This window comes from Vibrio sp. sp1 (assembly GCF_016920955.1).
Taxonomy (GTDB): Bacteria; Pseudomonadota; Gammaproteobacteria; order Enterobacterales; family Vibrionaceae; genus Vibrio; species Vibrio alginolyticus.
In genome coordinates, this window is sequence record NZ_CP060589.1 from 2,368,183 (window position 1) to 2,391,542 (window position 23,360).

Annotated in this window: 22 protein-coding genes; 14 read left to right on the top strand and 8 right to left on the bottom strand. The window is 44.6% G+C overall.

Annotated features, from left to right (window positions below; all coding sequences use genetic code 11):
• Window positions 1–145 precede the first annotated feature (145 nt).
• A complete protein-coding gene (gene glnS / locus H9L11_RS11175; RefSeq protein WP_005382124.1) occupies window positions 146–1,816 on the top strand; it encodes a glutamine--tRNA ligase in 1,671 nt (556 codons plus the stop codon).
• Window positions 1,817–2,037: 221 nt separating this feature from the next.
• Here glnS and fcrX read toward each other — a convergent pair whose 3' ends face one another.
• The gene (gene fcrX, locus H9L11_RS11180) at window positions 2,038–2,487 is read right to left on the bottom strand and encodes a ferric iron uptake transcriptional regulator FcrX (RefSeq protein ID WP_005382141.1); all 450 of its coding nucleotides are present in this window, start codon (window positions 2,485–2,487) and stop codon (window positions 2,038–2,040) included.
• A gap of 200 nt (window positions 2,488–2,687) precedes the next feature.
• Between fcrX and H9L11_RS11185 the strand changes: the two genes are divergently transcribed.
• Entirely contained in the window at window positions 2,688–3,191 is a 504-nt protein-coding gene (locus H9L11_RS11185; RefSeq protein WP_205390757.1) for a DUF4442 domain-containing protein, read from the top strand.
• Window positions 3,192–3,243: 52 nt separating this feature from the next.
• On the opposite strand, the gene fldA is transcribed toward H9L11_RS11185, so the two are convergent.
• The 3 genes from fldA to H9L11_RS11200 form a co-directional block, all read right to left on the bottom strand.
• On the bottom strand, window positions 3,244–3,777 hold the full coding sequence (fldA, locus tag H9L11_RS11190) for a flavodoxin FldA (RefSeq protein ID WP_005382146.1): 534 nt from the start codon (window positions 3,775–3,777) through the stop codon (window positions 3,244–3,246).
• A 48-nt stretch (window positions 3,778–3,825) separates the two neighbouring features.
• The gene (locus H9L11_RS11195; RefSeq protein WP_005393038.1) at window positions 3,826–4,047 is read right to left on the bottom strand and encodes a DUF2788 domain-containing protein; all 222 of its coding nucleotides are present in this window, start codon (window positions 4,045–4,047) and stop codon (window positions 3,826–3,828) included.
• 112 nt (window positions 4,048–4,159) lie between these two features.
• Window positions 4,160–4,927 carry an alpha/beta fold hydrolase gene (locus H9L11_RS11200; protein WP_017819953.1) on the bottom strand — a complete coding sequence of 256 codons (768 nt, stop codon included), beginning with the start codon at window positions 4,925–4,927 and terminating at the stop codon, window positions 4,160–4,162.
• Window positions 4,928–5,019: 92 nt separating this feature from the next.
• On the opposite strand from H9L11_RS11200, the gene seqA reads away from it, so the two are divergent.
• Both seqA and pgm read left to right on the top strand, forming a co-directional pair.
• Window positions 5,020–5,562, top strand: coding sequence for a replication initiation negative regulator SeqA (gene seqA / locus H9L11_RS11205; RefSeq protein WP_005382149.1), 543 nt, complete (start codon window positions 5,020–5,022; stop codon window positions 5,560–5,562).
• A gap of 92 nt (window positions 5,563–5,654) precedes the next feature.
• A complete protein-coding gene (gene pgm / locus H9L11_RS11210) occupies window positions 5,655–7,301 on the top strand; it encodes a phosphoglucomutase (alpha-D-glucose-1,6-bisphosphate-dependent) (RefSeq protein ID WP_033906916.1) in 1,647 nt (548 codons plus the stop codon).
• 61 nt (window positions 7,302–7,362) lie between these two features.
• On the opposite strand, the gene H9L11_RS11215 is transcribed toward pgm, so the two are convergent.
• On the bottom strand, window positions 7,363–8,136 hold the full coding sequence (locus tag H9L11_RS11215; RefSeq protein WP_033906915.1) for a DUF1853 family protein: 774 nt from the start codon (window positions 8,134–8,136) through the stop codon (window positions 7,363–7,365).
• Between the two features lie 231 nt (window positions 8,137–8,367).
• On the opposite strand from H9L11_RS11215, the gene H9L11_RS11220 reads away from it, so the two are divergent.
• Window positions 8,368–9,126 (top strand): Nif3-like dinuclear metal center hexameric protein, encoded by a 759-nt coding sequence (locus tag H9L11_RS11220; protein ID WP_033906914.1) that lies wholly within the window; start codon window positions 8,368–8,370, stop codon window positions 9,124–9,126.
• A gap of 92 nt (window positions 9,127–9,218) precedes the next feature.
• Here the strand turns inward: H9L11_RS11220 and H9L11_RS11225 are convergent, their stop codons facing one another.
• Window positions 9,219–10,508 (bottom strand): citrate synthase, encoded by a 1,290-nt coding sequence (locus H9L11_RS11225; RefSeq protein WP_005382163.1) that lies wholly within the window; start codon window positions 10,506–10,508, stop codon window positions 9,219–9,221.
• Between the two features lie 396 nt (window positions 10,509–10,904).
• Here H9L11_RS11225 and sdhC point away from each other — a divergent pair, with 396 nt between their 5' ends.
• The 8 genes from sdhC to sucD all read left to right on the top strand — a co-directional run bounded on the left by sdhC (window position 10,905) and on the right by sucD (window position 20,614).
• On the top strand, window positions 10,905–11,297 hold the full coding sequence (sdhC, locus tag H9L11_RS11230; protein WP_017634811.1) for a succinate dehydrogenase cytochrome b556 subunit: 393 nt from the start codon (window positions 10,905–10,907) through the stop codon (window positions 11,295–11,297).
• On the top strand, window positions 11,291–11,635 hold the full coding sequence (gene sdhD, locus H9L11_RS11235; RefSeq protein ID WP_005382169.1) for a succinate dehydrogenase, hydrophobic membrane anchor protein: 345 nt from the start codon (window positions 11,291–11,293) through the stop codon (window positions 11,633–11,635). Before sdhC ends, sdhD begins: the two co-directional genes overlap by 7 nt.
• A complete protein-coding gene (gene sdhA, locus H9L11_RS11240; RefSeq protein ID WP_005382172.1) occupies window positions 11,636–13,402 on the top strand; it encodes a succinate dehydrogenase flavoprotein subunit in 1,767 nt (588 codons plus the stop codon). It abuts the gene before it with no gap.
• A gap of 15 nt (window positions 13,403–13,417) precedes the next feature.
• Window positions 13,418–14,128 (top strand): succinate dehydrogenase iron-sulfur subunit, encoded by a 711-nt coding sequence (locus tag H9L11_RS11245; protein ID WP_005382174.1) that lies wholly within the window; start codon window positions 13,418–13,420, stop codon window positions 14,126–14,128.
• Window positions 14,129–14,299: 171 nt separating this feature from the next.
• Window positions 14,300–17,125 (top strand): 2-oxoglutarate dehydrogenase E1 component, encoded by a 2,826-nt coding sequence (gene sucA / locus H9L11_RS11250; protein WP_005382176.1) that lies wholly within the window; start codon window positions 14,300–14,302, stop codon window positions 17,123–17,125.
• Between the two features lie 28 nt (window positions 17,126–17,153).
• Entirely contained in the window at window positions 17,154–18,362 is a 1,209-nt protein-coding gene (gene odhB, locus H9L11_RS11255; RefSeq protein WP_005382177.1) for a 2-oxoglutarate dehydrogenase complex dihydrolipoyllysine-residue succinyltransferase, read from the top strand.
• Window positions 18,363–18,575: 213 nt separating this feature from the next.
• Window positions 18,576–19,742 carry an ADP-forming succinate--CoA ligase subunit beta gene (gene sucC / locus H9L11_RS11260; protein ID WP_005382179.1) on the top strand — a complete coding sequence of 389 codons (1,167 nt, stop codon included), beginning with the start codon at window positions 18,576–18,578 and terminating at the stop codon, window positions 19,740–19,742.
• Window positions 19,742–20,614 carry a succinate--CoA ligase subunit alpha gene (gene sucD / locus H9L11_RS11265; protein ID WP_005382181.1) on the top strand — a complete coding sequence of 291 codons (873 nt, stop codon included), beginning with the start codon at window positions 19,742–19,744 and terminating at the stop codon, window positions 20,612–20,614. Before sucC ends, sucD begins: the two co-directional genes overlap by 1 nt.
• Window positions 20,615–20,733: 119 nt before the next feature.
• Here sucD and znuB read toward each other — a convergent pair whose 3' ends face one another.
• Together znuB and znuC are read right to left on the bottom strand one after the other, a co-directional pair.
• A complete protein-coding gene (gene znuB, locus H9L11_RS11270; protein WP_005382183.1) occupies window positions 20,734–21,519 on the bottom strand; it encodes a zinc ABC transporter permease subunit ZnuB in 786 nt (261 codons plus the stop codon).
• Window positions 21,512–22,300: a zinc ABC transporter ATP-binding protein ZnuC gene (gene znuC, locus H9L11_RS11275; protein WP_017634809.1), complete on the bottom strand. Its 789-nt coding sequence runs from the start codon at window positions 22,298–22,300 to the stop codon at window positions 21,512–21,514. Before znuC ends, znuB begins: the two co-directional genes overlap by 8 nt.
• A 78-nt stretch (window positions 22,301–22,378) precedes the next feature.
• On the opposite strand from znuC, the gene znuA reads away from it, so the two are divergent.
• Window positions 22,379–23,266 carry a zinc ABC transporter substrate-binding protein ZnuA gene (znuA, locus tag H9L11_RS11280; protein ID WP_176310841.1) on the top strand — a complete coding sequence of 296 codons (888 nt, stop codon included), beginning with the start codon at window positions 22,379–22,381 and terminating at the stop codon, window positions 23,264–23,266.
• Window positions 23,267–23,360 lie beyond the last annotated feature (94 nt).

The window sequence follows — 23,360 nt, forward strand, 5'->3', positions numbered from 1 at the left end:
GATAAATATTGTCGTTTTAGAGCGAGTTCTTGTTGTCTAATTGCTTAGAATTGTGGATCATTAGGAACAATGTACTCTGTGAAACCATACTTGGATACAGGGTTCCGTTTTCTCTGACAATACTAATATTTTTGAGGTGCTATAGATGAGTGAAGCTGATGCTCGTCCATCAAACTTTATTCGCCAGATCATTGATAAAGATCTAGCGGATGGTAAACACACTAGCGTGCATACTCGATTCCCGCCGGAGCCAAATGGCTACCTGCATATCGGTCATGCTAAGTCTATCTGTTTGAACTTCGGTATTGCTCAGGACTACCAGGGTCAATGTAATCTGCGTTTCGACGATACAAACCCTGAAAAAGAAGACATCGAATACGTTGAGTCTATCAAGAAAGATGTAAACTGGTTGGGCTTTGAGTGGAGTGGTGAAGTATGTTACTCATCAAACTACTTCGATAAGCTTTACGAATATGCAATTGAATTGATTAACAAAGGCTTAGCGTACGTAGATGAGCTAAGTCCAGAGCAAATTCGTGAATACCGCGGCACACTAAAGGCGCCAGGTAAACCAAGTCCATACCGTGACCGTTCTGTTGAAGAGAACTTGGCGTTGTTTGAAAAAATGCGCGCTGGTGAATTTGAAGAAGGTAAAGCGTGTCTTCGTGCTAAAATCGACATGGGTTCTTCATTCATGGTCATGCGCGATCCAGTTTTATACCGTGTGCGTTTTGCTACGCACCACCAAACTGGTGATAAGTGGTGCATTTACCCAATGTACGACTTTACGCACTGTATTTCTGATGCATTAGAAGGCATTACGCACTCTATTTGTACGCTTGAATTCATGGATAACCGTCGTCTGTACGATTGGGTTCTAGACAACATCACGATCGAAAGCCGTCCACATCAATACGAGTTCAGTCGTTTAAACCTTGAATACACAGTGATGTCTAAGCGTAAGCTTAACCAGCTAGTTACTGAAAAACTGGTTAATGGTTGGGATGATCCACGTATGCCGACTGTCTCAGGTCTGCGTCGTCGTGGCTTCACACCTGCATCTATTCGTGAGTTTTGTAAGCGTATTGGTGTAACGAAGCAAGAAAATATGATCGAGTTTAGTTCATTAGAATCTTGTATTCGTGATGACCTAAACGAGAACGCTCCGCGTGCAATGGCTGTACTGGATCCTGTTAAAGTTGTTATCGAAAACTTTGAAGCAGGCGCAGTAGAAAACTTGACAGTTGCCAACCACCCAAATAAACCTGAAATGGGCGTGCGTGAAGTGCCATTCACGCGTGAATTGTGGATTGAGCGTGAAGACTTCCGTGAAGAAGCGAACAAAAAGTACAAGCGTTTAGTGCTAGGTAAAGAAGTTCGTTTACGTGGTGCTTACGTGATCAAAGCTGAGCGCGTTGAAAAAGATGCCGAAGGCAACATCACAACGATCTTCTGTTCTTACGATGCAGATACGCTAGGTAAAAACCCAGCAGATGGTCGTAAAGTGAAAGGCGTTATTCATTGGGTGTCAGCTGATAAAGCTCTTCCAGCGGAAATTCGTCTGTACGATCGTTTATTTACGGTGCCAAACCCAGGCGCAGCGGAAGATTTTGCTTCTACTATCAACCCTGAATCATTAGTTGTGATCAATGGCTTTGTCGAGCCTAGCCTAGCTTCTGCAGAAGCAGAAAAAGGTTACCAATTTGAACGTATGGGTTACTTCTGTGCAGACTCGAAAGACTCTTCAGCAGATAATCTAGTATTCAACCGCACGGTCGGTCTACGTGATACCTGGGCAAAAATTGAGAATCAATAATCTCGATTAATGCTGAGAATGATGAAAAAATGCCAGCAAACGCTGGCATTTTTTATACCTACTCCCACAGAGCGCTATATAGATGTGCAAGACTGTGGAGAAAAAGATGGGCGTTTAGTAGCTTTTGTTCTGTAACCAAAGTGCTGACGTCTAAGGTACTTACTTCTAGAAACAAAAAACGCCAGCATGTGCTGGCGTTTACTTTTTAAATTAACAAACCCTTATTTTTTCGGTTTGTGTGCATCTGGATTGTCTTTACAACCACCATCGCTACACTTGCCGTACAAGTATAAGCTGTGGTTTGTTAGTGTGACATTGTACTTAGCTGCAATCTCTTTTTGACGTTCTTCAATAAGATCGTCAGAAAATTCAATTACCTCACCACAGTCTAGGCACACTAGGTGGTCGTGGTGATGTTGAGTCGATAATTCGAAGACTGACTTTCCACCTTCAAAGTGGTGACGAGTTACAATACCAGCATCGTCGAACTGGTTTAGAACTCGGTAAACAGTTGCTAGGCCAATTTCTTCACCTAGATCAATCAACTTTTTGTACAAATCTTCAGCACTGATGTGCTGGCAGTCTGGCTGCTGAAGTACTTCTAGAATTTTTAGCCTCGGAAGGGTTACTTTTAAACCCGCATCCTTCAGCGCCTGATTATTATCTGACATATACTTTCCCGTTGGATCATCTGCAGCGATTTAACAGAATTCAATCTTCCTACCATTATAGGATAAGCGTTCGGAACATTAAACCACGAACTTCAAAGGGTTAATAGAATCTTTTTGTAAATTAGAAACAGGTCCATTATATTACAGCTCTGACCAGTTACAATTGTGTAACATTAAGCTTGGAGAGGGCAGGGATAGCGATGAATAGGCGACTAGCGAAGATATACAAACCAGGAATTGTAAAGTTCGCACTCAATATTTGGCCTCCTTTTTGGGGGGCGGGTATTAAAATCTTACATATTTCTCAAGACTTCCGTACTGTAAAGGTACGTTTAAAGCTTCGCTGGTGGAATAAAAATGCCAATCGCACCCAATATGGCGGCAGTATTTTCTCTTTAACTGATCCTATTTACTCGTTGATGCTGATGGGGATTCTACGAGAGGAATATTATGTGTGGGATAAAGAGGCAAACATTAACTTTATTAAGCCGGGGCAAAGTGATTTGTTTGCAGAATTTGAGGTCACTGAAGGGATGCTGGAAAACATTTATCAAATGACACGGAATGGAGAAAAGTGTTTTCCTGAGTTTATTACTCATGTAAAAGATAAACAGGGGAATGTGGTTTCAGAGGTTCAACGCAAGCTTTATGTAAGAAAGAAACCTCAGTATCGCGAAGAGGAAGTACTTACCGATGCTGTGTGACAATACATACAAAAAGACCTCCAAGTGGAGGTCTTTGCATCATTCAATTTGATTAGCCTTCTAGCTCAGCTAAACACATCTCTTCATAGATCTGTTTAACCCAGCTTTCAACACGCTCGTCAGTCAATTCTGGTTGGCGGTCTTCATCAATACATAGACCTACGAATTGGCTTTCGTCACCTTCAACAAGTGCTTTAGACGCTTCAAATTCGTAGCCTTCTGTCGAGGTATGGCCAAGAATTGTGCCGCCTTTAGATTCAACGATATCACGGACTGTGCCCATCGCGTCACAGAAGTATTCTGCGTAGTCTTCTTGGTCGCCACAGCCAAAGATAGCCACTAGCTTAGTAGAGAAGTCGATTTGCTCAAGCTCAGGGAAGAAGTCATCCCAATCACATTGTGCTTCGCCGTAGTACCAAGTTGGGATACCTAGAAGAAGAAGATCGAAGTTATCAATGTCTTCTTTGCTGCTTTTCGCGATGTCTTGAACGTGAACTAGATGTTTACCTAGTTGCTTTTGAATCATCTTTGCAACGGCTTCAGTATTACCTGTGTCGCTACCGAAGAAGATACCTACACTTGCCATAGAGTCTATACCTTTACATTGTTTGTTATTGGCGATGCTACTAAGGGTTTAACCTAACCCTGAGCCTTCCCAAGTTAGCTGAATTACACCTTTTGCAATAAAGCCAGCACAGCCTAGGAAAAGGACTAACCACACAATACGACGACCAAAAACAGGTACATTGCCTTGCTTTAGCACATCTTTTATCGCCATCCCGATGAAAAAAAAGATAGCAGCAAAAAGAAGATCGAGTCCAATAGACTCGAGCATATCCATATAGTCGTAAAGCATTTTAGCCCTTCATGCCGAAAAATCTTGGGCGCACTATACCACTGTTAAACGGTAAAGTTAATGCACTACAAGAAGGGTTATTTCAATAATCTAGTGTTGCTTTTCGAATTTGTTAACTCGAAATGTATTTTCGAATGACTCTCATTACTTCTGTCGGTTTCTCGGCGTGTAACCAGTGACCAGTGCCAGCGATAATGTGTGCTTTAGCATGGTTAAATTGTCGCTTCACTGCCGGCTGATGTTCTGGCATTAAGTAGTCAGAGTCGCCGCCTTTGATAAACAAAGTTGGGATATCTGTTGGTGTGATTTCTTGCCAGCCAATAATTTGGTCATAATTCTCAAAAAGGCTCGGTACGTTAAACCGCCAATCCATCTTATCGCCATTTTTGTACAGTGATTTAGAGAGAAATTGTCTTACACCATCGAGTTCAATATGTTGAGCTAGGATATCCATGGCTTGCTGTCGATTTGCTGGTTTTTCATTAATAACAGCATGTAAGCCGTTAAAAACATTATCGTGACGGTTCGTAGTGTAGGCAACAGGCGCCATGTCGAGAACGACTAACTGCTTGACTACATTTGGCGCAATGTCCACAAGAGCCATCGCGACTTTTCCGCCCATGGAGTGACCAATAACAATAGATGGCTCAACGTTTAAGTGCTGAAGGAGCTGAGCCACATCTTTTGCCATATCGGTATAGTTATGGACTTCGGAGTGGAAAGAGAGGCCGTGATTTCTCAGATCAATACTGATCACCGTGTGATCTTTAATAAGATCGCGGGCGAGTAGACCCAGATTACTTAAACTACCAAACAATCCGTGAATCAAAACAACTGTTTGGCCTTGGCCTTCCTGCTTATAGTTGAGTAATGCTGACATTTTATCTTATTCGTGATGGGTTTAACGTGGAGTATCCGCGTGGATCTCGTTATAATCCCCCAGAGTTTAAACATTGAGAATGTGAAAAGCGAATGAAAACAATTGAGGTTGATGAGGATCTATACCGTTATATAGCTAGTCAAACTAAGCATATCGGTGAAAGCGCCTCGGATATTTTGCGACGCCTTTTAAACCTTGATGGTCAGTTGCAGGAAGCTAAAGCCGCGCCTGTAGTAGAGAAGCCACAAGGGATTGTAGTAAGTAAAGATGCGGGTAAAACGGAATCTGTTGATGTAGTGAAAGAAATGCGTTCGCTGCTTATTTCTGATGAGTTTGCCGGTCTAAAAAAAGCGATTGATCGCTTTATGTTGGTATTATCGACCTTACATAAATTGAATCCAGAAGGTTTCGCCCAGGCTACGAATGTAAAAGGACGCAAACGCGTGTACTTTGCAGATAATGAAGAAACCTTGCTAGCAAACGGTAATACGACCAAGCCAAAAGCCATTCCTGGCACACCGTTTTGGGTTATCACGAATAACAATACAAGTCGTAAAAGACAGATGGTTGAACAAGTGATGGCACACATGGGGTTCCAACCTGACTTAATAGAAAAAGTAACAGGTTCAATCTAAGAAACCTGATAGAAGCCTCATAATGCGTCGCAGTGAGCGGATATTATGAGGCTTTTTTAATTTTATTTGTATTGAAAGAAAGGATGTCAAACATGGCTATGCACCCTCGTGCTGGGCAAAAAGCGCAGCAGGAAGATCTTCACAATATCCCAGCACTCGTTGCTAACTACTTCTTACTTCAACCAGACGCGGCAAACGCAGAACACAAAGTTCAATTTGGTACTTCTGGCCACCGCGGTACTGCAGACAAGCACACTTTTAACGAAAATCACATTTTAGCGATCGCTCAAGCGGTAGCAGAAGTTCGTTCTGAGCAAGGCACAATTGGCCCGTTGTTTGTGGGTAAAGACACGCATGCGCTATCTGAGCCTGCTTTCTCAAGTGTGATTGAAGTACTGATTGCAAATGGTGTGAAAGTGATTGTCCAACAAGACAACGGTTACACGCCAACACCGGGTATTTCACACGCGATTCTGACTTACAACATCAAACACGATGAAAAAGCAGACGGTATCGTTATTACTCCATCACATAACCCACCACAAGACGGCGGTATCAAATACAATCCGACACATGGTGGTCCTGCAGAAGCTGAGTTGACTCAAGCTATCGAAGATCGTGCGAACGAACTGATTGCTGAAGGTTTACAAGGTGTGAAACGCCTACCACTAGCAGAAGCAAAAGCATCGGATCTGTTTGTAGAGATGGACTTGGTGAAGCCATACATCGATGACCTGGTGAACGTTATCGATATGGAAGCAATCCAAAAGGCGAACCTGAAGATTGGTGTAGATCCATTGGGTGGCAGCGGTATCGATTACTGGCGTCAAATTGGTCAGGCATACAACCTAGACCTAACGCTAGTAAGTGAATCGATCGATCCTTCTTTCCAATTCATGTCGCTAGATAAAGACGGCGTTGTGCGTATGGACTGTTCTTCTCCTTACGCAATGGCGGGTCTATTGGCACTGAAAGACGAATACGATTTAGCATTTGGTAACGATCCTGACTACGACCGTCACGGTATCGTTACGCCAAAAGGTTTGATGAACCCGAACCACTTCTTAGCCGTTTGTATTGACTACTTGTACCGTCATCGTGACGCGTGGGGTAAAGACGTCGCTGTTGGTAAAACACTAGTTTCAAGTGCGCTGATTGACCGTGTTGTTGCGGATCTAGGTCGTGAGCTATGTGAAGTGCCTGTTGGTTTCAAATGGTTTGTAGACGGTCTGTACACTGGTAAGTTTGGTTTCGGCGGCGAAGAAAGTGCTGGTGCGTCTTTCCTTCGTAAAGATGGCACACCTTGGTCAACAGACAAAGATGGCATCTTGCTATGCCTTCTAGCAGCAGAGATCACTGCGGTAACGGGTAAGAACCCTCAAGATTACTATGAAGAGCTAGCGGCGAAGCACGGTGAGTCGAAGTACAACCGTATTCAAGCTGTAGCAAATGGCCCACAAAAAGACGTATTGAAGAAGTTGTCACCAGAAATGGTTGCGGCTGAAACTCTAGCAGGTGATGCGATCACTGCTCGTCTAACGCATGCACCAGGCAATGGTGCTGCGATTGGTGGCCTTAAAGTAACGACGGCTAACGGTTGGTTCGCTGCTCGTCCATCAGGCACAGAGGACATCTACAAGATTTACTGTGAAAGCTTCAAAGGTGAAGAACATCTGAAACAAATCGAAGCTGAAGCACAAGAGATCGTTAATCAAGTGTTTGCAGCCGCTGGTTTGTAAAACATCCAATGGTCAATGTATCTAGCAAAGGGTTGATGTGAAAACATCAACCCTTTCATGTTTAAGTGCCCCGAACCGCTTTATCTCCGGGCCATGAATCTGGTACCACAAACCAGAATTGACCGTCTTCCGTTTGTGCGTGTATGAATCGATCTAAAGGCTTTTCAATAGGTTGAGAGAAATCGTCTGTACCGGTCGCCCAGCATGGTTTATGTAAATGATAAAGGGGTTTACCAATTAAATCCCATTGACGTTGATAGCACCAGTAACCACTAATCTGACTTGGATTTAATTCATAACCCAAGCACTCCTTAGGAGTTGGCTCTGGAGTAAACGGATTAATATAGAGTCGTCCTTGCATCATTAGGCGCTCTTCTGGAGAGTCGTTTAAAGGAATTATTTTTTGAAATTCCGGGCGATCGCTCATTTTCAGCTGATGCGTGAGCATTCTATCCAATTTTACATGTAACTGGTCGTGAGCATTCGGGCCATACCAAATGCCGTTGTAAAGAAGATAAAACTTAATCGCCACTTCCCAATGTTCTATCTGATTTGATTCTGTATTCCTCAACACTAAATCGACAGCACCAATGGTCTTACCTTCCGCGTCGTTTAACTGAATTTCTTCGGCAATAATCTGATATCGTTCTGAATTAGAAAGAGCCGCAGTGCATAGGTGCTGATATAAAAAACCCAGTCTCGGATTACCATTGTATTGTTCTGAGCTATTCAAAGGTTTGACCGAGATATCTTCTAAGGTTGCAAACGGAGGGGTTAACTTGAAAAGCGGAGGTGAAGTGGCGATCCATTGGTAAAAGCGTTGCAGTTGGTTCATCCGTATCCCTAAATTTATGGTGAGGCGACAAGCTTTGTTATTGTAACTAAATTTGCTTTTGAGGGTAGGGTGGCTAGCATCGATATTAGGGTTCGAGATACACTTTAAAGACCTAAATGATATCAAGGTGCCAGATGTCAAAACGTTGTTGTATCAACTAGGTTGCATTCTTTCGTCTGATTCCATCAAGAGGTTATTTAGGTTTACATGCGCTAGAAATTGGAAGTAATAATGAATAACTTAAAGCTAGAACAGATTCTTAATGACAAACTGTCACCGCAGTTAATTAAAGATTACGCACCAAATGGGTTACAGGTAGAAGGGAAATCAGCGGTAAAGCGTGTTATCACTGGCGTAACCGCCTCTCAAGCCTTAATCGATAAAGCGATTGAGCTTAATGCAGACGCATTGCTTGTTCATCATGGCTATTTTTGGAAAGGTGAGCCTGAGCCAATTCGTGGCATGAAAGGTAAACGAATTCGTAGTCTGATCAAAAACGATATCAACTTATATGGTTATCACCTTCCTCTAGATATTCATCCAGAGCTAGGCAACAACGCTGAATTAGCTCGCTTACTTGAAATCGAAGTAGAAGGTGGGCTTGAAGGGCACCCTCAGTCAGTTGTTATGTTTGGGCGCTTGAAAAAGCCGATGTCTGGTGTTGAATTTGCGAGTAAGATCAACCAAGTTCTTGATAGAGAGCCTCTGCATATCGCTCCAGAGAATACCGATAAGATGATTGAGACAGTCGGCTGGTGCACTGGTGGAGGGCAGGATTTCATTGAACTTGCTGTACAGCACGGGCTGGATGCATTTATCTCTGGAGAAATTTCAGAGCGCACCACTTATACCGCTCGTGAAATGGACATTCATTACTTTGCTGCAGGTCATCATGCTACTGAGCGTTATGGTGTTCAGGCCTTAGGCAAATGGCTAGCGGATGAATATGGCCTACATGTGGAGTTTATCGATATTGATAATCCGGTTTAGCGTTCTCCATTAATAACGTTAAACGCAAAAAAGAAAAAAGGGTTGAGACGAAAATCTCAACCCTTTTGTTTGTCTATCTTCGTACTAAAAGATCATTCACGTTCGTGAAGTGGAGAAAACTCACGTTGTGTTTCGCCAGTGTATAGCTGACGAGGACGACCGATGCGGTTCAGTGGATCGCTGTGCATTTCGTTCCAGTGAGCAATCCAGCCGATGGTACGAGAAATCGCGAAGATAACCGTAAACATAGAAACTGGAATACCAATCGCTTTAAGAATGATACCTGAGTAGAAGTCTACGTTCGGGTACAGCTTCTTAGACACGAAGTACTCATCAGAAAGCGCAATGCGCTCAAGTTCCATTGCAACGTCTAGCAGAGGGTCTTGAATGTTTAGCTCTTTGAGAACTTCATGACACGTTTCGCGCATTACTGTCGCACGTGGGTCGTAGTTCTTGTAAACGCGGTGACCAAAGCCCATTAAGCGGAATGGGTCATCTTTGTCTTTCGCGCGGTCTACATATTCAGGGATGTTATCGACGCTGCCAATCTCTTCTAGCATTCTCAAGCAGGCTTCGTTTGCACCACCGTGAGCAGGTCCCCAAAGGGATGCAATACCAGCGGCAATACATGCAAATGGGTTCGCACCAGAAGAGCCAGCTAGGCGTACAGTTGATGTCGACGCATTCTGTTCGTGATCCGCGTGTAGAGTGAAAATCTTATCCATCGCACGGGCAACCACAGGATTTACTTCATACTCTTCGCAAGGGTTTGCGAACATCATATGCAAGAAGTTCTCAGCGTAGCTAAGGTCGTTACGAGGGTAAATAAATGGCTGACCGATAGAGTATTTGTAACACATCGCCGCCAGTGTTGGCATTTTTGACAGCAGACGGTACGCTGCAATTTCGCGGTGTTCGTCGTTGTTAATGTCAAGAGAGTCGTGATAGAAGGCTGCAAGTGCTCCAACTACACCACACATTACCGCCATTGGGTGAGCATCGCGTCTGAAGCCATGGAAAAAGCTTGCGATTTGCTCGTGTACCATTGTGTGACGAGTAACGGTCGTTTTGAATTGCTCGTATTGTTCTCGGGTAGGGGCTTCACCATAAAGAAGGATGTAACATACTTCTAAGTAATCTGCGTTATTGGCTAATTGATCAATCGGGAAACCGCGGTGCAAAAGAATACCTTTGCCGCCATCGATGTACGTGATTGATGATTCACAAGATGCAGTGGCAAGAAAACCTGGGTCAAAAGTAAAGTAACCATTGGCTCCCAGCTTACGAACGTCAATTACAGGTGTACCTAGCGTACCGTCCATAATTGGCAGTTCGATTGGCGCTTGACCTTCAACATGAAGGGTCGCTTTCTTATCCGCCATAACAATCTCCTTTGTTTATTATTTAATCCGTCCAGGATGTTTATGTGCCATTTTTGTACTGTTGTTAAAGCTTAAAGTCAATTTTTCTCCATCTTTGTGTGCACTTGTTATGATTTTTCTCATGAAAATCGTTAAAAATCTGTTCTATGTAGCATAATTTGTTACACCAATTGTATTAGAATGTTGCTCGCCGTATATTGGCAAAGAAAATTTTAGTTAAATCCTTATAAATTCGGGGCTAGAAACAAAGAGTGAGGTTTGTTGCTGGATTCCGTTTGTTAACAACTTGTTTACAATTATCTGAGTGGTTACTCGCGATATTTGTTAAATAGGTGTTAACTTTTGTACGTTTGGAAGCTGAAATTGGTTATAACAATAAATGCTCAATGGAGCTGAGTGAGCAAGCCCGTGAAAGAAAGAAAGTCAAGACCTGTTAATTTAGATTTACAGACCATCCACTTTCCTATCACAGCAATCGCATCCATCCTACACCGTGTGTCTGGGGTAATTACGTTTGTTGCGGTGGGTATATTACTGTGGTTACTATCCATTTCTCTGTCATCCCCAATGGGTTTTATGGAAGCCGCTGACATCGTCGATAGCTTCTTCGTAAAATTCATCCTGTGGGGAATTCTTACTGCACTTGCCTACCACATCGCAGGTGGTATCCGTCACTTATTGATGGATCTAGGTCACTTTGAAGAACTAGATTCAGGCACGATGAGCGCTAAAGTCGCGTTTGGTGCAACAGCAGTATTATCATTATTGGCGGGGATCTTGGTATGGTAAAACACGTATCTTCATTTGGTCGTAATGGTGTACACGATTTCCTACTAATTCGTGCAACTGCAATCATTATGACGCTATACACGATTTATCTGATTAGCTTCTGTGCATTTTCAGATATCTCTTACGCATCTTGGACCCAATTCTTTGGTGGTACCTTCACTAAAGTATTCACCATGTTGGCACTTGTCTCGATCCTGATTCACGCATGGGTTGGTTTGTGGCAGGTATTAACTGATTACATTAAGTGCGCGAAACTACGTGGCGCACTACAACTTGGTGTTATTGCCGTGCTATTCGGCTATGTCTTCTCTGGTCTATTTATTCTGTGGGGTGCGTAAGTGTCTATTCCAGTTCGTGAGTTTGATGCCGTAGTAATCGGCGCTGGTGGTGCAGGTATGCGCGCTGCACTACAAATTTCAGAACAAGGCCTATCATGTGCTTTGTTGTCAAAAGTATTTCCAACACGTTCTCATACTGTGTCTGCACAGGGTGGCATTACTGTTGCTCTGGGTAACTCGCACAAAGACGATTGGCAATGGCACATGTACGATACCGTTAAAGGTTCCGACTACATCGGTGACCAGAACGCGATTGAATACATGTGTAAAAATGGTCCTGAGTCAGTTATCGAGCTTGAAAAAATGGGTCTGCCATTCTCTCGTTTTGATAATGGTACCATCTACCAACGTCCATTCGGTGGTCAATCTAAAGAGTTTGGTGGTGAGCAGGCTGCTCGTACAGCCGCTGCAGCAGACCGTACTGGTCACGCACTTCTTCACACGCTTTACCAGCAAAACGTAAAACACAAAACAACCATCTTCTCGGAGTGGTACGCTTTGGATCTTGTGAAAAACCAAGACGGCGCAATCATGGGTTGTACTGCGATTTGTATGGAAACGGGTGAAATCTGTTACTTCAAATCAAAAGCAACCATTCTAGCTACAGGTGGTGCAGGTCGTATTTACGCATCGACCACTAACGCGCACATCAACACGGGTGATGGCGTTGGTATGGCACTTCGCGCAGGCGTTCCAATGCAAGACATGGAAATGTGGCAGTTCCACCCAACAGGTATTGCTGGCGCGGGTGTTCTAGTGACGGAAGGTTGTCGTGGTGAAGGTGGTTACCTTCTAAATAAAGATGGTGAACGCTTCATGGAGCGCTACGCACCAAACGCGAAAGACCTTGCTGGTCGTGACGTGGTTGCTCGTTCAATGATGATTGAAATCCGTGAAGGCCGCGGCTGTGATGGTCCTTGGGGTCCACATATCAAGTTGAAACTTGATCACCTTGGTAAAGAAGTACTTGAATCACGTCTACCAGGTATCTGTGAACTGTCTCGTACATTTGCACACGTTGACCCTGTGAAAGAGCCAATTCCAGTAATTCCAACTTGTCACTACATGATGGGTGGTGTACCTACTCAAGTCTCTGGCCAAGCAATTAAGCAGAAGGCCGACGGTAGCGAGATGGAAGTACAAGGCCTTTACGCATGTGGTGAGATTGCTTCTGTATCGGTACACGGTGCTAACCGTCTGGGCGGCAACTCATTACTAGACTTGGTCGTATTTGGTCGTGCTACTGGCTTGCACCTTGGCGAAACGCTAGCAGCGCAAGCAGAAGCTCGTCCTGCAACAGAATCTGATATTGAAGCGTCTCTAGCGCGTACTATGCGTTGGGAAAACAGCACTGGTGGTGAAGATCCAGTTCAGATTCGTAAAGACCTACAAGCATGCATGCAAAACAGCTTCTCGGTATTCCGTGAAGGCGATGCGATGGCAACCGGTCTAGAAGAGTTGAAAGTGATTCGCGAACGTTTGAAAGATGCGCATCTAGCGGACAAGTCTTCAGAGTTCAACACGCAGCGTATCGAGTGTCTAGAACTTGATAACCTGATGGAAACCGCGTTTTCAACTGCCGTTGCAGCGAACTACCGTACAGAGAGTCGTGGCGCACATGCTCGTTTCGATTTCCCTGAGCGTGATGATGAGAACTGGCTATGCCACTCTATCTACAATCCGGAAACAGAAGCGATGACTAAGCGTGATGTGAACATGACGCCAACGCATCGTGAAGCTTTCCCGCCGAAAGTACGTACATACTAAAGGGAGGATACGACTATGAAATTAAACTTCTCTTTATACCGTTACAATCCGGATGTGGATACCAAGCCTTACATGAAAGAGTATACCCTTGAGGTAGACGAAGGCTCAGACATGATGGTGCTTGATGCATTGATTCTGCTAAAAGAGCAAGATCCAAGCATCGCGTTCCGTCGCTCATGCCGTGAAGGGGTATGTGGTTCTGATGGTTTGAATATGAATGGTAAAAACGGCCTAGCGTGTATCACACCGTTATCTGCTCTACAAGGCGATAAGATAGTTATTCGTCCACTACCAGGGTTACCTGTCGTGCGCGATCTTATCGTTGACATGACGCAGTTCTATGATAACTATGCGAAAGTTAAACCATTCTTGATTGATGATGGTGCATTACCACCATCACGTGAGAACCTACAATCGCCTGATGATCGTGCGCATTTAGATGGATTGTACGAATGTATCATGTGTGCATGTTGTACAACGTCTTGCCCATCATTCTGGTGGAACCCTGATAAATTCATCGGCCCAGCTGGTCTTCTCGCAGCGTACCGTTGGCTAATTGATAGCCGCGATACGGCAACAGATGAACGTTTGTCTGATCTTGATGATGCATTTAGCGTTTTTCGTTGCCATGGCATCATGAATTGTGTAAGTGTTTGTCCTAAGGGATTAAATCCGACGAAAGCCATCGGTCACATTAAGTCGATGTTGGTTAATCGTTCGGTTTAATTTACTCGCTCTTAGGAATGTCGCAGTGTTGCGGATCACCCGATATGACCGCTTCACTGCTTCAGTAATATTCGAGTAAAGAATACAAAAATTGCCGACCGTATTTTTAGTCGGCTCTTATAGCTCGGCAAAGACCGAAGCAAACGTGAAAACTACTGGTTAAGGGAAAATATGCACAACGGCGTGATGAAGGCATGGCTCGAGTCTTCACACTTGGCTGGCGCCAATGCAACGTATGTAGAGGACCTCTACGAACTGTATCTAAGTGATCCCGATCTGGTAAGTGAGGAGTGGAAACGTGTTTTTGAAGGCTTGCCTAAGCCATCAGAAGAAGTGGCAGAACAACCACATTCACGTGTCCGTGACTACTTCCGACGACTCGCTAGAGAAACAAAGCATTACAATGTCCAAGTTAGTGACCCAGATGTCGATGCAAAACAAGTAAAAGTTCTACAGCTAATCAACGCATACCGTTTCCGCGGGCATGAAGCTGCAGAATTAGACCCACTAGGTCTATGGCAACGCCCAACAGTGGCGGAGTTAGACCCTGCTTTTCATAATCTTACCGAAGATGACTTCGAAGAAACTTTCAACGTAGGTTCTTTTGCTGTTGGGCAAGAAACCATGAAGTTGAAAGATATCTATGAAGCCCTCAACAAAACTTATTGCGGTTCCATCGGTGCTGAATACATGCACATGACTGACACAGAGCAAAAGCGTTGGATTCAGCAACGCCTTGAGTCTGTCGTAGGCCAGCCATCATTCAACAAAGATGAGAAGCGCACATTCCTAGAAGAGCTAACAGCCGCTGAAGGTTTGGAGCGTTACCTCGGGGCGAAATTCCCAGGTGCAAAACGTTTCTCTTTAGAAGGTGGTGATGCGCTGATTCCGATGACGAAAGAGTTGATCCGTCATGCGGGTACAAGTGGAATGCGTGAAGTGGTTATCGGTATGGCTCACCGCGGTCGTTTGAACATGCTGGTGAACGTACTTGGTAAGAAACCTCAAGACCTGTTTGATGAGTTCGCAGGTAAACACGACGAAACTTGGGGTACGGGTGATGTGAAATATCACCAAGGTTTCTCTGCTGATTTTGCGACTCCAGGCGGTGATGTTCACTTAGCACTTGCATTTAACCCATCGCACCTAGAAATCGTAAACCCGGTAGTCATGGGCTCAGTTCGAGCACGTCAAGACCGCTTGGGTGATAATCAAGGTAGCAAAGTGCTTCCTATCACCATCCACGGTGATTCAGCAATCGCTGGTCAGGGTGTGGTTGCCGAAACTTTCAACATGTCTCTTGCTCGTGGGTTCCAAGTTGGTGGTACGGTACGTATCGTCATCAACAACCAAGTAGGCTTTACGACGTCTAATCCTCGTGACACGCGTTCTACGATGTACTGTACCGACATCGCGAAGATGGTGCAGGCGCCAATTTTCCATGTAAATGCAGATGACCCTGAAGCAGTTGCTTTTGTTACTCGCATTGCATTGGATTACCGTAACGAGTTCAAGCGCGATGTCGTGATCGATCTTGTATGTTACCGTCGCCACGGTCACAATGAGGCGGATGAGCCAAATGCGACTCAGCCTTTGATGTACCAGAAAATCAAAAAGCATCCTACACCACGCAAATTGTATGCAGATGTTCTGATCGACAAAAATGAGTCAGATATCGAGACAGCGACTCAGTTAGTCAATGAGTATCGCGATGCATTGGATCGCGGTGAAGTGGTTGTTAAAGAATGGCGTCCAATGGCGTTGCACTCTGTAGACTGGTCCCCTTACTTAGGGCACGAATGGGATATGGAGTGGGATTCAAAATACGACAAGACACGCCTTATTGAGCTAGGCAATCGTCTGTGTCAGTACCCAGAAAGCCATAAACTGCAAAGCCGTGTTAATAAGCTATACAACGATCGTCTAGCAATGATGACCGGTGAAAAAGCTATTGACTGGGGTATGGCTGAAACATTGGCGTATGCTACATTGGTTGACGATGGCAAGCGTATTCGTCTTTCTGGTCAGGACTCGGGTCGTGGTACTTTCTTCCACCGTCACTCGGTTCTTCATAACCAAACCGATGCAAGCACTTACATTCCATTAGCGAATATTCATGACAACCAAGGGCCATTCCAAGTCTTTGACTCAGTATTGTCAGAAGAAGCTGTGTTGGCGTTTGAATACGGTTACGCAACAGCCGAACCAGGTGGTTTAACTATCTGGGAAGCACAGTTTGGTGATTTTGCCAACGGTGCACAAGTTGTTATCGACCAGTTTATCTCGTCAGGCGAGCAAAAGTGGGCGCGTTTGTGCGGTCTTACTATGCTTCTACCTCATGGTTATGAAGGTCAAGGTCCTGAGCACTCATCTGCACGTTTAGAGCGTTACCTTCAGCTTTGTGCTGAGCAAAATATGCAGGTTGTGGTTCCTTCAACACCGGCTCAGGTGTACCACATGATTCGTCGTCAGGTTGTACGCCCAATGCGTCGACCTCTCATTGTTATGTCGCCGAAATCTTTGCTGCGCCACCCTCTATGTACTTCAACGATTGAAGACTTGGCGGATGGTACATTCCAATCTGCAATTCCAGAAGTAGATGATTTAGAACCAAGCAAAGTGAAACGTGTCGTGTTCTGTGCTGGTAAGGTTTACTTTGACCTACTAGAGCAGCGCCGTAACAACGAGCAAGACGATGTTGCTATCGTGCGTATTGAACAGCTTTACCCATTCCCAATGGAAGAAGTACAAGCAGCAATTGCTCAATACACTAACGTTGAAGACTTCGTGTGGTGTCAGGAAGAACCTCAGAACCAAGGTGCTTGGTACTGTAGCCAACATAACTTCCGTGCCGCTATTCCTGCAGGTGCAAATCTTAAATACGCAGGTCGCCCAGCTTCTGCTTCGCCAGCAGTTGGCTACATGTCGGTGCACTTGAAACAACAAAAAGCGTTGGTTGAAGACGCTCTGAACGTGAACTCAAAAACTTCGAATTAAGAATTAGAAGTTAAAGGAAGAAACAGATATGACAATTGAAATTCTGGTTCCAGATTTACCTGAATCAGTTGCTGATGCAACCGTAGCGACATGGCACAAACAACCAGGCGACGCAGTAGAGCGTGACGAGGTTTTGGTTGACATCGAAACAGACAAAGTTGTGCTAGAAGTTCCTGCTCCGGAAGCTGGCGTTTTAGAAGCTATTGTTGAAGCAGAAGGTGCGACAGTACTTTCTAAACAAATCATTGCTAAATTGAAGCCAGGCGCAGTTGCAGGTGAACCAACTGCAGACAAAACAGAAGGTACTGAAGCATCTCCTGATAAGCGTCACAAAGCTGCGCTTAGCGAAGAAAGTAATGACGCACTAAGCCCAGCAGTGCGCCGTTTATTGGCTGAACATGGCTTAGAAGCAAGCCAAGTGAAAGGCACTGGTGTTGGTGGTCGTATTACGCGCGAAGATATTGAAGCGCATCTTGCGAACGCTAAATCTGCGTCAAAAGAAGACTCGCCAGCAGTGGTTGACGTGCCGGCAGCGGCTCGCAGTCAGAAACGTGTTCCAATGACTCGCCTTCGTAAGACAGTTGCTAACCGTCTGCTAGAAGCGAAGAACAACACGGCAATGCTAACGACGTTTAACGAAGTGAACATGAAACCAATCATGGACCTTCGTAAGCAGTACAAAGATCAGTTCGAAGAGCGTCACGGTATTCGTTTAGGCTTCATGTCTTTCTACGTGAAAGCAGTAACAGAAGCGCTTAAGCGTTACCCAGAAGTAAATGCTTCGATTGATGGCGATGACATTGTTTACCACAACTACTTCGACATTAGCATGGCGGTATCAACGCCACGTGGTCTAGTTACACCTGTCCTAAAAGACTGTGACAAGCTTGGTTTCGCTGATGTTGAAAAAGGCATCAAAGAGCTGGCTATCAAAGGTCGTGATGGCAAGCTAACGGTAGACGAGCTAATGGGCGGTAACTTCACTATCACAAACGGTGGTGTGTTTGGTTCACTTATGTCTACACCAATCATCAACCCACCTCAATCAGCGATTCTTGGTATGCATAAGATCCAAGAGCGTCCGATGGCAGTGGATGGCAAAGTTGAAATCTTGCCGATGATGTACCTAGCGTTATCTTACGATCACCGCCTAATTGACGGTCGTGAATCAGTTGGTTTCCTAGTAACGATTAAAGAGTTACTAGAGGACCCAGCACGTCTCCTATTAGACGTTTAATATCGCTAAAACGTCTAGTTATCGTAGGTAGCTAGACGTTAAAAATTTCAATGGCTAGACTAGCTCAACGTTTGGCCTTCATTTGAATCCTTCAGTATGAGAACTCATGATGAAGGATTTATTTGAGAAGACCCTACAGACGTACAAGCAGCCAAGACTGCAGCGTTATGGAAATAATAAATCCCTTAAGGGAAAAACAAACGGAATATCGAAATGAATTTGCATGAATACCAAGCCAAACAGCTGTTTGCAGAATTCGGTTTGCCTGTGCCAGAAGGCTACGCGTGTGATACACCACAAGAAGCTTTTGAAGCCGCAGGCCGTATTAGTACAGCCAAGAAAGTAGTTAAATGTCAGGTTCACGCTGGTGGCCGTGGTAAAGCGGGTGGCGTAGAGCTACACGATACAAAAGAAGGCGTTAAAGAGTTTGCACAGAAGTGGTTAGGTAAAAACCTAGTGACTTACCAAACTGACGCTAACGGTCAGCCAGTAACAAAAATCCTTGTTGAAGAAGCTTCAAATATTGCGAACGAACTATACCTAGGTGCGGTAGTTGACCGTGCTAGCCGTAAGATTGTTTTCATGGCTTCTACCGAAGGTGGTGTGGAAATTGAAAAAGTTGCGGAAGAAACGCCGGAACTCATCCACAAAGCAGCAATTGACCCACTAGTAGGTCCACAAGCTTACCAAGGTCGTGAGCTAGCGTTCAAACTTGGTCTTGAAGGCGACCAAATCAAACAATTCGTTAAGATCTTTATGGGTCTTGGCACTATGTTTTCTCAGTACGATCTTGCTCTGCTAGAGATCAACCCACTTGTGATTACTGGTGAAGGCAACTTGCTATGTCTTGACGGTAAGATCAACATCGACTCAAACGCACTATATCGTCAGCCTAAGCTTCGTGAAATGCACGATCCTTCACAAGAAGATGAGCGTGAAGCACACGCAGCTCAGTGGGAGCTGAACTACGTAGCACTAGACGGTAACGTTGGCTGTATGGTTAACGGTGCAGGCCTAGCAATGGGTACGATGGATATCGTAAACCTACACGGCGGCAAACCAGCTAACTTCTTAGATGTAGGTGGCGGCGCGACGAAAGAGCGTGTTGCTGAAGCATTCAAGATCATCCTATCTGATGACAATGTGAAAGCGGTACTTGTTAACATCTTCGGTGGTATTGTACGTTGTGACATGATCGCAGAAGGTATTATCGGTGCGGTTAAAGAGGTAGGCGTAAGCGTACCTGTTGTTGTTCGTCTTGAAGGCACTAACGCTGACCTAGGTCGCGAAGTTCTTGCTAATTCTGATGTTGATATCATTGCTGCTGAGTCGCTAACTGATGCTGCTCAGAAAGTTGTTGCTGCTGCGGAGGCTAAATAATGTCTGTATTAATTAACAAAGACACTAAAGTAATCTGTCAGGGGTTCACTGGTGGTCAAGGTACTTTCCACTCAGAGCAAGCTATCGCATACGGTACGCAAATGGTTGGCGGTGTGTCTCCAGGTAAAGGTGGCCAAACTCACCTAGGTCTTCCTGTATTCAACACAGTTCGTGAAGCAGTAGAAGCGACTGGCGCAACAGCGACAGTCATCTACGTACCAGCACCTTTCTGTAAAGATGCAATCCTAGAAGCGATTGACGCGGGTATCGAGCTAATCGTAACGATTACTGAAGGTATCCCTACTACAGATATGATCGACGTAAAAGTGAAGCTAGAAGAAACTGGCGTTCGCATGATTGGTCCTAACTGTCCGGGCGTTATCACTCCTGATGAGTGTAAGATCGGTATCATGCCTGGTCACATCCACAAGAAAGGCAAAGTAGGTATTGTATCTCGTAGCGGTACTCTAACTTACGAAGCAGTTAAACAAACCACTGACGAAGGTTTCGGCCAGTCTACTTGTGTTGGTATCGGTGGTGACCCAATCCCGGGTTCAAACTTCATTGATATCCTAAAACTGTTCCAAGAAGACCCTGAGACAGAAGCGATCGTTATGATCGGTGAGATCGGTGGTACTGCAGAAGAAGAAGCAGCAGCATACATTAAAGAAAATGTAACGAAGCCAGTGGTTTCTTACATTGCTGGTGTAACTGCACCTCCTGGTAAGCGTATGGGCCATGCTGGTGCGATTATCTCTGGTGGTAAAGGTACTGCTGAAGACAAATTTGCTGCACTAGAAGCGGCTGGCGTTAAAACTGTGAAATCTCTAGCAGAGATTGGCCAAGGTCTACGTGAAGTGACGGGTTGGTAATCGACCACACTACTTAATAAGTATTAAAAAGCCTGCGATTTCGCAGGCTTTTCTTTTTCCGTTTCCGTGGATTTATGTTTGTTGTTAGCAAGGTCTTTCGCGTTTAATACTCAATGCGATTATGCTTTGCTTTTAATCAGCTGGCTCAGCATAAATAAGGATGTTGCGCTGATCACTACGGAAGGGCCGGCCGGTGTATCGAAGTGCCATGATAGGCTAAGCCCCATCAGTACTGCCACTGAGCCAATAATAGATGCGAACAATGCCATTTGCTCTGGTGATGAAGAGACTTTACGTGCTGTTGCGGCTGGGATAATTAGGAGCGAAGTCATGATCAACGCGCCAACGAACTTCATACCTACTGCGATTACTACACCCACCATTAGCATTAACACCAATCTAACTAAGTCTGTATTCACGCCCTCAACAGCGGCAAGTTCTTCACTGACAGTGCTAGAAAGCAGTGGGCGCCAGAAGACGTACAAACACGCGCTTACCGCAACAACACCTGCGTAAATAAACATCAGATCTTGTGGAGAGACGGCAAGTAAGTCCCCAAATAGGTAGCTCATTAAATCGACGCGCACGTTTTCCAAAAAGCTAACCGATACTAAACCGATAGAGAGTGCACTGTGTGCCAAGATACCTAACAACGTGTCTGTAGCCACAAGTTGTTGCTTTTGCAGAGTGACAAGCAAAACGGCCAGAGCTAAACAGCAGACGAGTAGCGCAAGGTAGAGATTTACGTTGAGCAAGAAGCCCAGCGCTAGGCCCATTAACGATGCATGAGCTAGGGTATCTCCGAAGTAAGCCATTTTACGCCAAACGACAAATGACCCAAGTGGACCGGCAATGATCGCGATACCAATACCAGCAAGAATAGAAGGTAGGAGAAACTCAATCATGATGGTGATGTCCGTGTTTATGGTGGGAGCATGATATCGCATCACCGCTTACTGGCGTTCCGGATAAATCGTGATGATGGTGCTCATGGTCGTGATGATAAAACGCGAGAGACTCTCTCGCTGCATTGCCAAATAGTGCGATGTAAGAAGGGTGCTGAGTAATAGTGGCAGGTGAACCTGAGCAGCAAACATGGTGATGCAGACAAATAACATCGTCCGTTTTCGCCATCACTAAATGTAAGTCATGCGATACCATAAATACGCCACAATCAAAGCGGTGACGAATGCTCTCAATTAAGTCATAGAGATCGATTTGACCTTGGATATCCACCCCCTGAGCTGGTTCGTCTAATACCAACAGCTGAGGACGTTGAAGCAGAGCGCGAGCCAGTAACACTCGTTGGTTTTCACCACCGGATAAGCGATGCATATTACTATTAAGTAAATGTTCAGCGCCAACAAGCCGTAATGCATCAATGCACTCCTGCTTACTGTATTTTCCTGCTAAATTTAGAAAGCGGGTTACATTCAATGGAAGGGAGTCATTGAGCTTCAACTTTTGAGGAACGTAACCAATTTTCAGTTTTCTTTGTCGGTTCAACTTGCCGCTAGTTGGCTTTTGAAGACCTAAGATAACTTTGACTAACGTTGATTTTCCCGCTCCATTGGGACCAATTAGGGTAGTTATTTTGCCCTTTTCTAATTCCATACTAATGTTATCGAGAACTCTGCGGCCATCGAACTCGACGCATAACTGCTCAAGATGGACTAAGGAAGACATGAATGAAACTCATTTGCAAATCAATAATGTTATAATGTAACATTATCTCACTTTCCACGCCATATCCCAAGTAAAACTATGAAAAGAGCATTAATTCTTGCTGCCTCAGCAATGTTAACACTGCCAGCACAGGCGGTAACGGTACTGACGAGTATCAAACCTATTCAGTTGTTAGTAACAGAGCTTACTCAAGGAGTAACTTCACCAGACGTGCTATTGCAGTCTAACACATCACCCCATGACTATGCTTTGCGTCCATCGGATGTTAAAAAGGTCGCTTCGGCTGATTTGGTTATCTGGTACGGACATGATCTTGAACCGTTTCTAGAGAAAGTTGTTTCGGATAGATCGAATACTTTGACTATTAGTCAAATTCCAAATCTAGAATTGCGTGAATTTGATAGTGAGCACAACCATGACCATGATGGGCACGATCATGGCTCACATGATCCGCACTTTTGGCTAGGTGTAAGCCAAGCACAACAAGTGGCCAAGGCTGTTGTGAATCAACTTGTATCACTTGATCCGGAAAATGCAGCTCAATATCAAGCGAACCTCAAAAAGTTTGAACTCGAGCTAAAAGACACTGACCAACAGATAAAGCAGAAGCTGGCACCAGTAAAAAGCAAAGGTTACTTTGTATTCCATGATGCTTACGGTTATTTCGAAGATCGTTATGAACTAAATCAAATGGGGCATTTTACTGTGAGCCCAGAACGCAAGCCAGGAGCGAAGACCTTAATTCAAATTCGTCAAAAGCTAAGTGGTGGAGATGTGGCTTGTGTATTTTCTGAACCTCAGTTTACCCCGGCTGTCGTTCAGAGCGTAATGAGAGGCAGTGATGTCGCTAAAGGCGAGCTTGACCCGTTAGGGAGTACAATTGAAGCAAAACCTGGCAGTTACTTTACTTTTCTCAACAATATGGCGAATAGTTTTGAGCAATGCTTGAACAAAAAGTCAGATTAAGTGCTGTCGTAATGTAGGAGTAGTCTTTTTAACGTGATCCAGTAGTAAGAATTACAACCTTTGGTAAGGCGAGCCTTTTCTCAGAAAGTAATTG

Excerpts from the sequence above, each read along its gene's own strand:
- glnS (WP_005382124.1), top strand. The coding sequence starts at position 146 with ATGAGTGAAGCTGATGCTCGTCCATCAAACTTTATTCGCCAGATCATT.
- fcrX (WP_005382141.1), bottom strand. The coding sequence starts at position 2,487 with ATGTCAGATAATAATCAGGCGCTGAAGGATGCGGGTTTAAAAGTAACC.
- H9L11_RS11185 (WP_205390757.1), top strand. The coding sequence starts at position 2,688 with ATGAATAGGCGACTAGCGAAGATATACAAACCAGGAATTGTAAAGTTC.
- fldA (WP_005382146.1), bottom strand. The coding sequence starts at position 3,777 with ATGGCAAGTGTAGGTATCTTCTTCGGTAGCGACACAGGTAATACTGAA.
- H9L11_RS11195 (WP_005393038.1), bottom strand. The coding sequence starts at position 4,047 with ATGCTTTACGACTATATGGATATGCTCGAGTCTATTGGACTCGATCTT.
- H9L11_RS11200 (WP_017819953.1), bottom strand. The coding sequence starts at position 4,927 with ATGTCAGCATTACTCAACTATAAGCAGGAAGGCCAAGGCCAAACAGTT.
- seqA (WP_005382149.1), top strand. The coding sequence starts at position 5,020 with ATGAAAACAATTGAGGTTGATGAGGATCTATACCGTTATATAGCTAGT.
- pgm (WP_033906916.1), top strand. The coding sequence starts at position 5,655 with ATGGCTATGCACCCTCGTGCTGGGCAAAAAGCGCAGCAGGAAGATCTT.
- H9L11_RS11215 (WP_033906915.1), bottom strand. The coding sequence starts at position 8,136 with ATGAACCAACTGCAACGCTTTTACCAATGGATCGCCACTTCACCTCCG.
- H9L11_RS11220 (WP_033906914.1), top strand. The coding sequence starts at position 8,368 with ATGAATAACTTAAAGCTAGAACAGATTCTTAATGACAAACTGTCACCG.
- H9L11_RS11225 (WP_005382163.1), bottom strand. The coding sequence starts at position 10,508 with ATGGCGGATAAGAAAGCGACCCTTCATGTTGAAGGTCAAGCGCCAATC.
- sdhD (WP_005382169.1), top strand. The coding sequence starts at position 11,291 with ATGGTAAAACACGTATCTTCATTTGGTCGTAATGGTGTACACGATTTC.
- H9L11_RS11245 (WP_005382174.1), top strand. The coding sequence starts at position 13,418 with ATGAAATTAAACTTCTCTTTATACCGTTACAATCCGGATGTGGATACC.
- sucA (WP_005382176.1), top strand. The coding sequence starts at position 14,300 with ATGCACAACGGCGTGATGAAGGCATGGCTCGAGTCTTCACACTTGGCT.
- odhB (WP_005382177.1), top strand. The coding sequence starts at position 17,154 with ATGACAATTGAAATTCTGGTTCCAGATTTACCTGAATCAGTTGCTGAT.
- sucC (WP_005382179.1), top strand. The coding sequence starts at position 18,576 with ATGAATTTGCATGAATACCAAGCCAAACAGCTGTTTGCAGAATTCGGT.
- sucD (WP_005382181.1), top strand. The coding sequence starts at position 19,742 with ATGTCTGTATTAATTAACAAAGACACTAAAGTAATCTGTCAGGGGTTC.
- znuB (WP_005382183.1), bottom strand. The coding sequence starts at position 21,519 with ATGATTGAGTTTCTCCTACCTTCTATTCTTGCTGGTATTGGTATCGCG.
- znuC (WP_017634809.1), bottom strand. The coding sequence starts at position 22,300 with ATGTCTTCCTTAGTCCATCTTGAGCAGTTATGCGTCGAGTTCGATGGC.
- znuA (WP_176310841.1), top strand. The coding sequence starts at position 22,379 with ATGAAAAGAGCATTAATTCTTGCTGCCTCAGCAATGTTAACACTGCCA.